This is a genomic window from Providencia sp. Je.9.19 (assembly GCF_051129765.1).
In the GTDB taxonomy this organism is placed as follows: domain Bacteria; phylum Pseudomonadota; class Gammaproteobacteria; order Enterobacterales; family Enterobacteriaceae; genus Providencia.
In genome coordinates, this window is sequence record NZ_JBCPSS010000001.1 from 1424678 (window position 1) to 1438074 (window position 13397).

The 13397-nt window shown below is 36.4% G+C and carries 13 protein-coding genes; 9 read left to right on the plus strand and 4 right to left on the minus strand.

The genetic code is table 11. The features are described from left to right. Positions 1–377: 377 nt before the first annotated feature. Together AAZR93_RS06550 and AAZR93_RS06555 are read right to left on the minus strand one after the other, a co-directional pair. A complete protein-coding gene (locus AAZR93_RS06550; RefSeq protein WP_434719296.1) occupies positions 378–962 on the minus strand; it encodes an inovirus Gp2 family protein in 585 nt (194 codons plus the stop codon). A gap of 401 nt (positions 963–1363) precedes the next feature. After that, positions 1364–2848: a YfjI family protein gene (locus AAZR93_RS06555; RefSeq protein WP_434719297.1), complete on the minus strand. Its 1485-nt coding sequence runs from the start codon at positions 2846–2848 to the stop codon at positions 1364–1366. 449 nt (positions 2849–3297) lie between these two features. On the opposite strand from AAZR93_RS06555, the gene AAZR93_RS06560 reads away from it, so the two are divergent. The 6 genes from AAZR93_RS06560 (at position 3298) to AAZR93_RS06585 (ending at position 6896) form a co-directional block, all read left to right on the plus strand. Further along, positions 3298–4026, plus strand: coding sequence for a DUF3944 domain-containing protein (locus tag AAZR93_RS06560; protein ID WP_434719298.1), 729 nt, complete (start codon positions 3298–3300; stop codon positions 4024–4026). Positions 4027–4081: 55 nt separating this feature from the next. After that, entirely contained in the window at positions 4082–4756 is a 675-nt protein-coding gene (locus AAZR93_RS06565; protein WP_434719299.1) for a helix-turn-helix transcriptional regulator, read from the plus strand. A 14-nt stretch (positions 4757–4770) separates the two neighbouring features. Continuing rightward, positions 4771–5217, plus strand: a complete 447-nt coding sequence (locus AAZR93_RS06570) for a hypothetical protein (protein ID WP_434719300.1) — start codon at positions 4771–4773, stop codon at positions 5215–5217. Between the two features lie 59 nt (positions 5218–5276). Continuing rightward, on the plus strand, positions 5277–5495 hold the full coding sequence (locus AAZR93_RS06575; protein WP_434719301.1) for a hypothetical protein: 219 nt from the start codon (positions 5277–5279) through the stop codon (positions 5493–5495). A gap of 87 nt (positions 5496–5582) precedes the next feature. Next, the gene (locus AAZR93_RS06580) at positions 5583–5999 is read left to right on the plus strand and encodes an antirestriction protein (RefSeq protein WP_434719302.1); all 417 of its coding nucleotides are present in this window, start codon (positions 5583–5585) and stop codon (positions 5997–5999) included. A 60-nt stretch (positions 6000–6059) separates the two neighbouring features. After that, positions 6060–6896 carry a DUF932 domain-containing protein gene (locus AAZR93_RS06585; protein ID WP_434719303.1) on the plus strand — a complete coding sequence of 279 codons (837 nt, stop codon included), beginning with the start codon at positions 6060–6062 and terminating at the stop codon, positions 6894–6896. Between the two features lie 214 nt (positions 6897–7110). Here AAZR93_RS06585 and AAZR93_RS06590 read toward each other — a convergent pair whose 3' ends face one another. Beyond that, positions 7111–7998 (minus strand): IS982 family transposase, encoded by an 888-nt coding sequence (locus tag AAZR93_RS06590; protein ID WP_434719304.1) that lies wholly within the window; start codon positions 7996–7998, stop codon positions 7111–7113. 331 nt (positions 7999–8329) lie between these two features. Here AAZR93_RS06590 and AAZR93_RS06595 point away from each other — a divergent pair, with 331 nt between their 5' ends. The 3 genes from AAZR93_RS06595 to AAZR93_RS06605 are packed head-to-tail and all read left to right on the plus strand — an operon-like array spanning position 8330 to position 12049. Then, positions 8330–9547 (plus strand): ABC-three component system protein, encoded by a 1218-nt coding sequence (locus tag AAZR93_RS06595; protein WP_434719305.1) that lies wholly within the window; start codon positions 8330–8332, stop codon positions 9545–9547. Between the two features lie 8 nt (positions 9548–9555). Further along, positions 9556–10038 carry a three component ABC system middle component gene (locus AAZR93_RS06600; RefSeq protein ID WP_434719306.1) on the plus strand — a complete coding sequence of 161 codons (483 nt, stop codon included), beginning with the start codon at positions 9556–9558 and terminating at the stop codon, positions 10036–10038. 1 nt (position 10039) lies between these two features. Beyond that, positions 10040–12049 carry a DUF3732 domain-containing protein gene (locus AAZR93_RS06605; protein ID WP_434719307.1) on the plus strand — a complete coding sequence of 670 codons (2010 nt, stop codon included), beginning with the start codon at positions 10040–10042 and terminating at the stop codon, positions 12047–12049. A 782-nt stretch (positions 12050–12831) separates the two neighbouring features. On the opposite strand, the gene AAZR93_RS06610 is transcribed toward AAZR93_RS06605, so the two are convergent. Continuing rightward, the gene (locus AAZR93_RS06610) at positions 12832–13383 is read right to left on the minus strand and encodes a hypothetical protein (RefSeq protein WP_434719308.1); all 552 of its coding nucleotides are present in this window, start codon (positions 13381–13383) and stop codon (positions 12832–12834) included. Positions 13384–13397: the final 14 nt, after the last annotated feature.

Below are 13397 nucleotides of genomic sequence, written 5' to 3' on the forward strand. Positions count from 1 at the left end.
AAACACCAAAAATGAACCACATCAGAATAATCATCGAGCAAAAAACACACCAAAACACAACAAGCCCAGCAAGTTCTAATGTACATAGAAATAAACTATGTTACTAAATGTTTCAATTTAAAAATAGACCATAATGCATTGATTTTATTTACTTAATTCCAACAACACCATCTAACTCTCGTAAGCTCAATCTTTGAACTTTCTTTTTTGCAGTGTATTAATCCGTTAAAATTAAATTTACGACTATTAAATTCACATAACTTCAATTTTTATTTATTTAACGCTAATTAACTAATTCTTTATAACATTAATAGTAAATTCATTAATAACATCGGTCGGTAAATAACCGCTTTTACCTACCAGATAGAAACAGTCACCTACCCCCGGCTCATTCCAATAGAACGATACCCATCGTGATAACGCTTCGTATGATCTTTCGCTAAGTAATCCATACGGTGCTGTAATGCAGACAACTGTTGGATATAAATTGAACTATTCGGGTTTAAGTAAAATAATTTATTCTTGGGGAAATGAACTAAACTAGCGTACTGCTTTACAAGTAGTTTTAACGCACTACACCATGCCTTCTGAATAAGAGCGCCTAAACTTGTATTCGAACTATAATGGCCAACCGAATGATAAAAATCCTTATTCAGTAATAGCAGAACATGATAATGCTTACGGTGATTACGTTCACCAATCTCACGAACCCAAATATAGCGCAAACGATTAGGATACTTGCGTTTCCAGCGCCGATTTCTTCTTGTACAGTCTACCCGAATCATACATTTCAATGATTCGATAAAACGTGTTATCTCTTTATTTGAATCACCGTATTGATAATGAGAAGGGAAACGGAGATCCACGCGTAAAGCAAGCGTACGAGGAAACTCTCGTACGGCATAATTAATCACATCCGAAAAAGCTTGCTGATATTGAGCATTATACGTGTAATGTTGCATTTTAAATTTGCTAATCCTTAGCACTAGTTTTAAGGAAGTATCGGTATATGATTACATCAATTATCTTATTATCAATTTTGTTATGATAAAAACTAATGAAGCATATAATACATCAACCCATTAATTAATCATTTAGACATAGCTTACTCATTAGTTACACTAGATAAGCATCTTAATTTAATACTTATAATAATGTAGCTAACAATACTCTATAAGCTATAATTAGATATATAAAATAACCGACATTAATAACAGATATAATCATTAATACATATAATACTATACCGACACTATAAACTTAATTATTAGATAAAAATAAAAGCTATAGACCTTTATTAACTTTGAAAAGCATCAGAATTGTAATAATTTCACTCTGATATTATTTTTATACAATTTTATCATTAATATCTGCGATTAGTTGCTACAGTAGCAGCAGTAGCTAATGGATAAAATAAATATGCAGGGTGATTTGTAAAAATATTGTTATTGAGATTTTCACCTTCATATACAAATTTTGCACCGCGCAGTGAATAATTTATATATACTGCATTTTCTTTTTCTAGATTTGAAATAACGCTTTCCAGTAACTTCCCTTTTCGTAATGCATTTGACCCATATCGTCGAATATCATTAAATCTTATACTACCTCGCACTCTACCACTTTGATGATACTCACGGTGTAGCCATGATAATAATAAGGCTTCATAATAGCCGTCTTCATGCCCAAATAAATGAATAGCTTGTTGCATATACCATTCACAAATAACTGATGAACCATCAATATATTCCTTTTTTATATCGCAATCACCATCAAGAAAATAACTAAATACAGCTGCTAAACGTGCGATATTATTTGCTAATTTAGATGCAAAATCTCTCATGCTAGCATATTCTTCCTCCGGTAGAAGTCGACTCTCTATGCTATTATGAATTTGTTCCCATGCATATTTAGCTGATGGTTCTAATGACAAGCATAATTTTCCATCTATTTTTTTCTTTGAATTATTATCAGCTAATAAATCATTTATTCGACAATGAAAATAATTAATATTCATATTTCGAGTAAAATTATTTTTTATAAAGCGTGCACCTTGGGTCGTCAAACTTTCATCAATATTCACAACCAAACAACGCGCAAAAAAACCAATTCCCCTCGCCTTATCTCCTTGCCTCTTTAAATATAAATCAAACGGTTTTTTCTGTACCATCACAGATAACGTAATACGCCCATCTTCTATCGTAAAACTTGATGTTGTTTTGCGGTCAACATGAAAGCTCACACCATCCCACATGGAATTAATAAAGCTTAAATCCTTCATGACTTGCCTATCTAAGACATTAGCCCCCTCATCTGCGATTAACCCAATATGGGGATAATTATTGAACATGCCCATTTGTAACGCTTCAGGTGTCACATTGTTATAAATATATCGATGATGTTTTGGTTGAATCGGTTTCTCTATTTGTAGACCTTTAAGCCTCTCAGATACTTCTTCGGTACTTTGTCCTTGAGCTGTTTTCTTGCGGATCTGGCTTAGGATAGCTTTTTCTTTCTCCTTCCAAACCTGCATCTCAAGTGAATAGTCTGTTTTCTTTTGTTCAAACTCTCTTAATGAATCTGTGTCATGTTCATAAAAAGGTTTCATCACCATTTTATCCACCGTTGTTTTACGCTCCCCAGAATTTGCAATCACAAGTAAAAATAATGACACGGGAAACGGTGTCATTTGATTAATTTTGACATTTATCAAACCTTGGCAAGACAAAGACATTGCACTAATCACAGAGGAGGCAATTAATGGAACTGGTGCTTGGGTACTTTCATGAACATCATGAATAATGTCACGAATAAGTGATGGAAAAGCATCTAATGGAAAATGGGACATATTTTTCACCTTAAGTTTGTTTTGTTTCGAAGTAGCTAATTAATCGCATTTTCGGCAGCAAGTCAATTAATTAATTCATATATATCAACAACTTAATTAAATCGAAATGGACTAATTCAGATTCAATTAGATGAAATTGGATAGTTAAAAAATGCATTTTGCCCTTATTTGAATGCTGTTTTTTTAATCGTTATTTATATTTGTTTCTTTAAAAGTCCCCTTTACTTTTCTTTTTAATCAAAAATAGCTATTTCAAATATTTTTCAGATATATATCACTTACACGAAATCTAATAATCGCATTAATATCATGCAGTTAAAACAAACCAGTGACACACCCTGTCATTTACCCTTCCTTTTATCCCGAAAAAAAGTCAAATAGCCGGACATAACCTGTCCGGTGAGGTTGTTATTGTTATGTTCTCTTTTTCAAGCTAGGGAATAACACCGATGGCAACTTACCGATTAGATACCGATTTAGCATTTTTACGTGAATGCAGTAACGAAGAACTGGGCTTGCTTGTGTCTGTACTGACTCACGACAGTAAAGATGGGCAAAAGCGCTGGACTGAAACCTTAACCAGCTCACCTGAATATCAACTGTATCACCCTGAGCACCAGCAATACTGGATGTCGATTGCAGCTGAGCTGCAAGCTTTTGGAGCCAACAGTTTGATGAACCTCGTTCGAGGTAATAAAGGCGTGTTATATCGTGAAATATTACAAGATGTCTGTGACCACCTCGATGTTAATTATCCGAAGGCCGGAAATACTGAAACCTTAGAATTAAACTTGCTATTGAAAGTGTTAGAAAAAAGCTTAAATGGGCTGACTACGGAAGAGTTGCAAGCCTTCTCCCGTGATATGCAGCTTAACCTCACCAACCCGACTCCCCAATTGATTTTGATTGCTGTTCAAGCGGCTATCCGCACCTCGGGTATTGCCGCGCTGGAAGTGGCAACACTCTCAGCTATTGGCGTGATTAATGCGTTAGGCGGGGTTGCCACTCTCGGTACACTCTTTGCCGCACACCGAGCACTTTCCTTGATTGCTGGGCCGATAGGTCTTGCAGTGAGCTCTGCATGGCTTGTCGCTGACTTAGCGGGTCCCGCTTACCGCGTCACCGTCCCCGCCTGCATCATTGTGGCGTATTTACGACAAAAAGCCTTATCCCAATAAGGCTTATCAATCCCACTCTATCCGCTTGCCGGAGCTATTTTAATAAGGACATATCATGTCGACATCTGTGTCTCGCCATGACCGGCTTCCGTCTCGGTTGGCGTTTATCATCAGTCAATTATTTCGAGGAGAAACCGTTTATTTATCAGAATTGTCAGAAGAGCTCAATGTCTCAACCCGCACTCTACGGCGTGACTTTAATGAGCGTCTTCAGTACCTAGATTTGGAGTTTCATCAAGGTGGCTATCGACTAGCCGCATCGCAGCGACCTTTTCGAACCGATAAGGACATACTGCGCTTTGCTGCCATTACGCATGTCACCTCACTGTTTCCGGCTTTAGACAGGAAGCTGCTGACGGTTTTGCTCGACCCAACAATTGATTCACCGTTTATTGTCTACCATACGCCACCTGAGCAGCGTCCCTCGCTGTTTGGGGGCTTTTATATCCTCACGCAAGCCATTGTGAAACGGCGGTTACTGCAATTTGCCCACCAAGGAAAAAACATCACGAACGTCGCCCCGTATAAGTTGATTTATTACCACGGTCATTGGTATCTCGCCGCCGATATCGCTGAACACATTCACGTGTTTGATGTGATGGCCCTGCAAGATGTGGTCATGACTGCGCGGGGCTTTCGTTATCGTGAAGACCTAAATCAGCGGTTATGTGAAGAGGCGTTTATTCAAGCTTTGCCACATTACCAATATATCCAATCTTTAATAAAATAATGGAGTTCATCTTTATGAAAAAGGTACTGTTTACGGCCTTAATCTCGCTAACAGTTTGTACTCAAGCATTAGCACTTCGCTTACCCGGTGAAATTCAGCCGACACGCTACACCTACTATTTAACACCAGAATATGGTCAAAAATTAAAAGAGAAAAATGAGAGTAATGAAAGGCCTATCTTAGGTGTGCCTCATGGAGAGTTGACAGGTTACACCCCAATTCGGCAAGCAAAAGGTTTTCCTGCACCGACAGCGATGACTTGTATTAGCAGTGTTTATTATAATCGTGGTGCAGAGGCTAACTGGTTAAAAGTCGCCTGTGTCGATAATAATGGTTTAGCTTATTCAGCCGATAAAAAATGGCCACCTAAATCGATAGCCAAGCGTGTTTGTACTGCAGGACAATCAGGCTGCGACTCATTTTTAGTTCTTGATAGTGATAACTGGTCTGGTCCTCAATAAGTTACGTTATCCCTTACTTGAGTCTGTTCTCTCACAGACTCATTTCCTAGGAATTCATCATGTCAATTTTTAAACTTATAGCGACCTCAGTGAGCGTTGTGACACTGGTGTCTATCACTTACTACGCCCAGAAGACGGTCAATGAGCAACTCACGCTTGAAGGCGAGTATTCCGACTCAGAGATTCAAGCGGCTCGACTTGGGGCGACGCTAGCCTGTACCACATTATTAGGGGACGCAATTGAACGACTACTTAACGGGCTATTTAACGACAATTAAACTTCAACCACTTCAAAATAAAGATATACAGAGGCAGGCCAATAGGTCTGCTTTTTTATTTCGCAATATTCACAAAAGGGCTTTCTGATGACACTTGATTCAATAACAGCAACACCCGTTCCAAACCACCAGCGCATGCGTTTTTGGCAAACCCACTTTGGTACAGTGAAAGGTTTCGCCACGTTTGAAGTGGTGATTTTCACTATCATGGGTCAGTTTTGTGATGAATACACAGGCGGCTATTGGGAATACTGCACGCTACCCAATGGCGGCGCATTTATTTATCCCGATTTGGATTCTGAAAAACTAACACTGTTCAATATGCACAATGGCAATGAAGCGGCACTGAGCACAGAAGCTGCAGGTGTGGCTGTTTGCTTGATGCTGTATAGCCAGTGGTCATTTAGAACGGAAAGTGAACTACTCGTAGACCGTTTCTACCAACTTCGTGACTACGCTATTCAACATTCTGAAAGCTCAGCTATTTTCCATCTTATCGATTAAATTCCACTTAATTAACTCCTCCAGTTTTACCTATCTTATTTATATTCAAGGAAATTGATTATGACTCGTTTAGCCTCCCGCTTTGGTGCGGCGAATGTGATCCGTCGTGACCGTCCATTAACGATTGAAGAATTATTTCGTACTGTACCGAGTGTTTTCTCTGAAGAGAAACACGAATCCAGAAGTGACCGATACACTTATATTCCAACCATTACCTTACTCGATAGTCTTCAAAAGGAAGGTTTTTATCCCTTCTTTGCCTGTCAGACCCGTGTTCGTGATGCCAGCCGTCGAGAGCATACCAAGCATATGTTAAGACTTCGACGCCATGACCAAATCACAGGAATTCAAGTGCCTGAAATTATTCTCCTAAATAGCCATGATGGTTCGAGTAGTTATCAAATGTTACCGGGTCTATTTAGGATGGTATGTCAAAATGGTTTAGTTTGCGGAGATACCTTTGGCGAAGTGCGTGTACCCCACAAGGGCGACGTTGTTGGCAAGGTAATTGAAGGGGCTTATGAGGTATTGGAAACGTTTGATACGGTTGCTGAAAAGCGCGAACAGATGCAATCGTTATTGTTACCGCCTCCAGCACAGCAAGCCTTGGCACATGCGGCTTTGACTTATCGCTTTGGTGACGAACATCAACCGATTACTGAAGAACAAGTATTACAGCCTCGCCGATGGGAAGATAAAAAAGACGATCTGTGGACGGTATATCAACGTTTGCAGGAGAATTTAATCAAGGGAGGATTATCAGGCAGGAATGCGAAAGGTAAGCGAGCTCGCACACGTTCGGTGAATGGTATTGATGGTGATATCAAATTGAATAAGGCGCTGTGGGTGATGACAGAAAAGATGCACGAACATTTTTCTGGCAGAGAAAGAGTTTAAAAAAGGTAGCACATTGTTCTTCATAAAATGATGTGCTGCAATCTATTTTTTGGTCACTTTATTTTTTTGTTAAACAGAGATTACTTCTAATCAGCCAGCTCCTAAATATTGGTGGGTCATTACATATTACTGCTATCGTTCTTTCAGACCAATAATCCAGAATTGGCTAAGACGAGTGTGGCAGGAGAAAAGTAATAATTAACCTGAGATCGGTTTAAGCCATTACTTGAAGTCCTGTTTTCTCGGTATTTGAAATATTCAATGATGGCTTTTTCGGTTTCAAACAATAAGCAATCAAACCGCCCAGTAAATTCAACATGAATCCATGCAAACTACGATGGCGAGAATGTTCAATCTGCGTAATGTTTTTCAGCTGATCATTAATTGTTTCAATAATGAATCGCTTAGCTAGCATCGCTCTATCCCAAGCCGCTAATAATTTTGGCTTCATATTTTTGCGTTGCCCTGTTACCAATGTGATCCCTTCCATCTTTAAATCTTCAGTTAAGGCTTTGCTGATATAACCTTTGTCTGCATAAAGCTTATCCAAAAGCCCTTTGGAGAGCGCCTTGACTAGCGTTCTATCATCAACATTTGCTGCCGTGAGCTTCGCGGCGACAATCTCACCAAGATGGTTAACGATAATATGCAGCTTGAAACCGTAGAACCATCCCATCGTCCCTTTTCCTCTGGCCGCTGAGTTTTTAAAAACTCGATATCTTGGGATCCGTAGGTTGTGGCACACTTTAATACTGGTTGAATCAATAAACTCGATGCCTGTTGGTTGACCTTTTAGATGGGTAAAGAAAGAACTTAATGGCACTAAAACCTTCGGCATGACCTCAAGAAAACGCGTGTAACTCAATAAGGTTGGGAACTCTTTTTTGTGGTATATGGCAATGAATCCAATATAAAAATGCTTAAAGTCACGTTGGTGGGAGAGATGGAATGCAATAATAATGGTCATAATTTCACTGCTTGTCATTCTTGTTTGGCGTAATCGCTGGCACTCGCCACTTTGAATCAAGTATTTTTGCCATTGAGGTATGAATAATTTGCAAAAATCATCGACATGACAGAATAAATTAACTAGATTACGCATAGCGGGTTCCTCAGTGAAAAGTTATTTCTTAATCGAAAGATCTGATCACAGAACCCGCTTTTAGTTCCCTTCTTTTTTTGTTTTTCTTATCCCGAGTTCAGGTTAATTATTTAGTTCTCTATCTAAATAATATTTGGCAGATCTTTGATCTACCATTTTTTGCAAACCTTCTTTTAAAGTACAAAAAGCACCATGTCGTTGAAGATCTATCCTACCCTATTTTTACTTTTCCCTAGTTTCTTGTCTCATTGAGGAATTGAAGTTAGAATGAAAAAAAATCGATCGTAATGAAATAATAATCATCAAAAACTTCAATAGGGTGAGATAGATTATGGAAGGTTTTCAAAAGGACTACCTTAGAAAGGCTATTAACTCAAACGCAAGTAGTTCTATTTGCGGATTTCTTTATCAATTCCAACGGGCTCTATTTCATATATTCTCCTCTGTTAATCAAAATTCCATAGTTGGTGTCGAAACATTAGATGACGTTTCCACCTTAAGCTTTGATGAAAATCAAGAAGTGACTATAACTATAGAACAAAATAAATATACAAGAAGAGAAAATTTCAATCCGATTGGAGATGGAAGCCATAATCTTTGGCACACTTTAAATATATGGCTAAGTAATCTCAGGGAATATCGTTCGTCGTATGATGAAATAAATTTTTATCTAACAACAAATATTTCACTACCTGAGGATTCTTTAGCAAAAATGATATCCAGTGCAACATCAAATAAGGATATAAGTAGTATTTTATCAAAAATATATTCTTTAGCTAAAAATACGAAAAATGTCGATATAAAAAGCGTATCTGAATATAACCCAGAAGATTTGATGTTCGTCATAAAAAGAGTAAAGGTATTCGATGCATCATTTCTTCACGAAAAATCAATCGACATAAGAAATCAAACAATTCAATATTTTCAGTTACATTCAAGTGCAGTAGAGTATGCAGAGGAAATTTACGAGCAACTATTAGGCACACTTATAAATAAAAGTTTTACAAAATGGAAAAATAAAGAACAAGCATGGCATAAAGTGCAATTTTTTAGAGATCAACTCCATGAGTCACAAAAAAAAGTTCCGTTAGTACGATATATAGACAGAGATATTTTTTCTGACGATTTCCAAAATAATATTATGGAAAATAGAGACTTCGATTTCATTAGACAATTAGTAAATTTAGAGCTTCCAGAAAGTTATATTGATGATCAGCTAAAAACGTACTTTGGATTTTATGCAGAAAGAGTACGCCTACAAAATGAGGGTTATGTGCTTCCAACAGATTGGGATAACCGTGAAAGAAAATTAAACACTCGCTGGAAGGGTATTTCTCAGCAAATTGAAATAGAAGAGATAGATAACCCTACTCCTAAGGAAAAAATAAAATTTAGGAAAATTCTAAATCGAACTTTAACACCAGAGTTTAAAGAAAACTTAGGAAATTACGAGACTAACAACACCTATTTTACACATGGGCACTATCATGATTTAGTTAATAATACAGCCAACAGAAATAATATTCATTGGTACAAAAAAATTAAATGAGAATAGATATGGATAACTATATTTTTAATACTCCTATAGTGAATAATCCTATTTTAGGATGTTTTTTAATATCACACTTCATTACTGAATATAATAAAAAAAATGAAAACAGAAATCCAACACTAAAAGAAATACTACTATTACTTCCAATGGTGTGGCATGCTCCTACCCGTGAAATTCTATTTAAAAGAAGAACTACAACAAACTTCCAGTATATAATCGATAATGAACCAATTATTCTTGAACGCTTAAACGAAAGGGTATCCATTTATTCAAAAATAACATTCCAATCTCTTAATTTTGCTGTTTCAACAGGGCTTATAAGCCTACATGAAAATGGAGAATGTAGTTTTAACTTAAAAAGTATGCCTCGAGGTACAGCTATTGAGAACAAAGCACAAAAAAAAATAGTCAGAACCGCGTCTAAAGTTGCATGCTGGTTTGGTTTTTATACCTCGGATGAAATATACTCTATATTAAAGGTCATTTAATATGAAATTTTATATCTCACAAATTATTCTTTGGCCCAAAGATACACGTAATCAAATACAAAGTCTTAAATTTAACGACGGAGCTATAAACATAGTTCATGGTGTTAGCGGGACAGGAAAGTCATCCATAATTTCAATCACTGATTATTGTCTTGGGTCGTCACGCTGTTCCATTCCCGTAGGAATTATAAGAGAAAAGGTTCGTTGGTTTGGACTTAAGGTATACATAAACAACAAATTTTATATAATAGCTAGAAGCTCGCCATCTCATCCTTCTGTTAATGATTGCCATGTATCCATGACTAGTGACAGTGAAGAGATACCAGAAACTATATCGGGAAATTATTCATTATCACAATTTAAGCAAAGGCTGAATGCTATTTTCCAGATTACAAACATCTCTATTGAAACAAATTACGATGAAAACGAGAAGTACGATCCTCCATCGTATCGAGATTTAACCTCATTTAATTTCCAACCGCAACATATTGTGGCAAACCCAAACACCCTTTTTTATAGATCAGACTCATATAATCACAAAGAAAAACTAAAAAAAGTATTACCTTATGCATTTAACATGAGAGATGCCATATACTTAGCTAAAGAGAGAGAAATATCTATAGTTCGAAAAGATTTAGAAAAAAAAGAGAAACAACAATCTTCATTAATAAGTGCTTATAAAATGTGGGAAGCTGATATTTCTAACTTATGGGATAAAGCTATTGAATTAGGTATTACTGGAGATAGCTCAAGTCAAAATACTGACGATAAATTAAACAAACTGAAGGAAATCATCAGTATTTTTAATTCTAAAAAAATTGAAGATATATTTTCACCTCCGCATTATCAGCATACAAATCACAAATATCTAGAACTAAAATCATTAGAAGAAACACTTCAGCAAGAAATAGATTCCACTAATAAAAAGATACGTAGTTATAAGAGTATGAATAGTTATGCAAAGAAATTTAGAGATGCCACAACAATAGAAAAAGAAAGTTTATTGAACATAGACTGGGTTAAAAAAAACCTAAAAACAGAAACAACTTGTCTCGTTTGCGGAAGCATTTCCAGTCATTTAACTCCTATAGTAAAATCACTTGATGATAGTAAACAGAAAATTGATGCATCTTCAGAAGCATTTATTAACCCTCCAATTACAGATAAACAAATTGAACAGTTACAAATAGAACTTGATAAGCTCCAGGAAAAGATAAATACAACGCGTAAAACACGATTACAGCTAGAGCTAAATAATAACTCCACTAAAGATTCTTTGAGTAAAACCTATCTTTTGATTGGGAATATTCAGTCTTTACTAAAAACACTGCTAACAGTGGAGAGAAATGATGACCTATCGAAAGAAATTTCATTACTCCAAGAAAAAATAGAGAACTTGTCCTTATTTTTTAAAGAAAATAATTATTACAATAGAGAGCTATCAGCTAAATTCAAAATTGATCAACTAATTCAAGGGTATGCTAAAAACTTCAGGCTTACCCAGCATCAGTTAGCTTCTTTAGATTATAGAGAGCTTACAATTTCATTTCAAAAGAAAAGCTCTTTTCACGAAAAAGAATTTTTGTGGGAGATTGGGAGTGGGGCTAACTGGATGGGGTATCATATTGCATCATTTTTAGCATTCCATGAATATTTGATGTCTTCAAATGGATGCTCTGGAACCAGTCCAGTTTTGAGCTTCATGGTTATAGATCAACCCAGCCAAGTATATTTTCCTAGTTCATCTTCTGGCGTTAATGATTTAGATACTCCAACGGAAGTATTTGACAAAGTAATGGCAAATAGAAATACAGATATCAAAGAAACCCAGAGAATATTCAAGATATTAAGTAGGAGCATAGATAGAGTCTATGAAAACTCCCAAAACAAATTTCAAATAATTGTTTTAGAACATGCAGGTAAAAACATTTGGGCTAAAGTTCCTCATGTAAACGAAGTCGCATATTGGGGCACAAAAGGTGATGGCCTCATACCTAAAGACTGGATTTAAAATATAATCATTACCATAACAGTTCTATTATGAACAACACACTATATATTAGAAATGTGTTGTTCATAGTAAATTAAAGTTTCTTTTTCATGCTCTACGGGTGATTATTGGAAGCTGTGCCGACATTTAACATTGTCGAATGCCTCAATTAGCTTTAACTGTATTTTCGCACTGAATAACGCTTCCTTTTAACTCATTCTCGTATTAATAATTAAAAAAATGTATCAGCAACCGTGTTGCCATAACAATTTTCCCTAAAGCTCATGCTTGCCCTACTTTGAAACTTATTACAATATAGTCAGGCTAGATTATCAATAAATAAAGCAAAGTAGCAATTTTTGTATCAACTGATAGAATACCAAACTACAGCGAATAAGTGCCCATTAATACCAATGCCTAAAAATCAATCAAAATATTTTTAGGCACCTTATTAGGCACTTTTGAAAAGTTGAATTGAACATTAGCACTATAAAATCATTTAGTTAAGCGACGAATTCAGACTCCGCCAGCTTTTCTATGCGTGGCTTGCGGCTGGGGGATGAGACTCGTTTTTACATAAATGCATCAAAAGCCGAAGGAAAGACTGATCATTGACTTTTATTTTCCGGCTAATGCATATAATTCCTTTATGGATAAAACAAAAAACTGGCGAGTTTTTTCACAAGGCTGTCATACGACAACTAAAACAATACCAAGAAATGGCTGAGCATGGGATTATCAATCAAGATATAGATATATCCGACAAAAAATTACTATTCAACCCAAGGGTCGACTAGATTAGGTTACACTCTTTTCCATATAGTAATATCGCTACTAGTTGCAGCTACAATAAACTCACCATTCCATGAAAATCCGGCGCAGACAAAAAAGTCAGACATTATTCTCAAACAGCCTTCTTGAAATCTATCTATTAATGGATCTTTACCTAAAGGCGCCCATATTAAGTATTCTAAGGGCCATTTAGGAGAAACAACTGTCAATGTCTCGCCATAATGGTTTGCTACAGGCAATCCCCCACCGCATAAACCAGATATAGATATGGACTCATTTGATATAATACCTATCCCCATAGATGTTAGGTTAAAGGAGCTATACCAATCGCCATACTCTTCATAATCTCTCGCAATTTTTTCACCTGTATTACAGTCTATTAATCCTCTGCCTGCGGATGATATTACCAATAACATATTGCTATACTGCTTAGAAAAGCCGACCTCAGTTAAGCCACCAATGGCAATTATTGAACATAACTCCCATCCTAATGGTGCTTTAGCATCAGGGATACTTTCAACTATCTTAACTAACCTATGTTTTGTATTGAGTAAATTGCGCAAAGCATCACCATCCC

Coding starts and splice junctions, on each gene's coding strand:
- AAZR93_RS06595 (WP_434719305.1), top strand. CDS start 8,330: ATGGAAGGTTTTCAAAAGGACTACCTTAGAAAGGCTATTAACTCAAAC.
- AAZR93_RS06575 (WP_434719301.1), top strand. CDS start 5,277: ATGTCAATTTTTAAACTTATAGCGACCTCAGTGAGCGTTGTGACACTG.
- AAZR93_RS06600 (WP_434719306.1), top strand. CDS start 9,556: ATGGATAACTATATTTTTAATACTCCTATAGTGAATAATCCTATTTTA.
- AAZR93_RS06560 (WP_434719298.1), top strand. CDS start 3,298: ATGGCAACTTACCGATTAGATACCGATTTAGCATTTTTACGTGAATGC.
- AAZR93_RS06565 (WP_434719299.1), top strand. CDS start 4,082: ATGTCGACATCTGTGTCTCGCCATGACCGGCTTCCGTCTCGGTTGGCG.
- AAZR93_RS06550 (WP_434719296.1), bottom strand. CDS start 962: ATGCAACATTACACGTATAATGCTCAATATCAGCAAGCTTTTTCGGAT.
- AAZR93_RS06605 (WP_434719307.1), top strand. CDS start 10,040: ATGAAATTTTATATCTCACAAATTATTCTTTGGCCCAAAGATACACGT.
- AAZR93_RS06585 (WP_434719303.1), top strand. CDS start 6,060: ATGACTCGTTTAGCCTCCCGCTTTGGTGCGGCGAATGTGATCCGTCGT.
- AAZR93_RS06580 (WP_434719302.1), top strand. CDS start 5,583: ATGACACTTGATTCAATAACAGCAACACCCGTTCCAAACCACCAGCGC.
- AAZR93_RS06590 (WP_434719304.1), bottom strand. CDS start 7,998: ATGCGTAATCTAGTTAATTTATTCTGTCATGTCGATGATTTTTGCAAA.
- AAZR93_RS06555 (WP_434719297.1), bottom strand. CDS start 2,848: ATGTCCCATTTTCCATTAGATGCTTTTCCATCACTTATTCGTGACATT.
- AAZR93_RS06570 (WP_434719300.1), top strand. CDS start 4,771: ATGAAAAAGGTACTGTTTACGGCCTTAATCTCGCTAACAGTTTGTACT.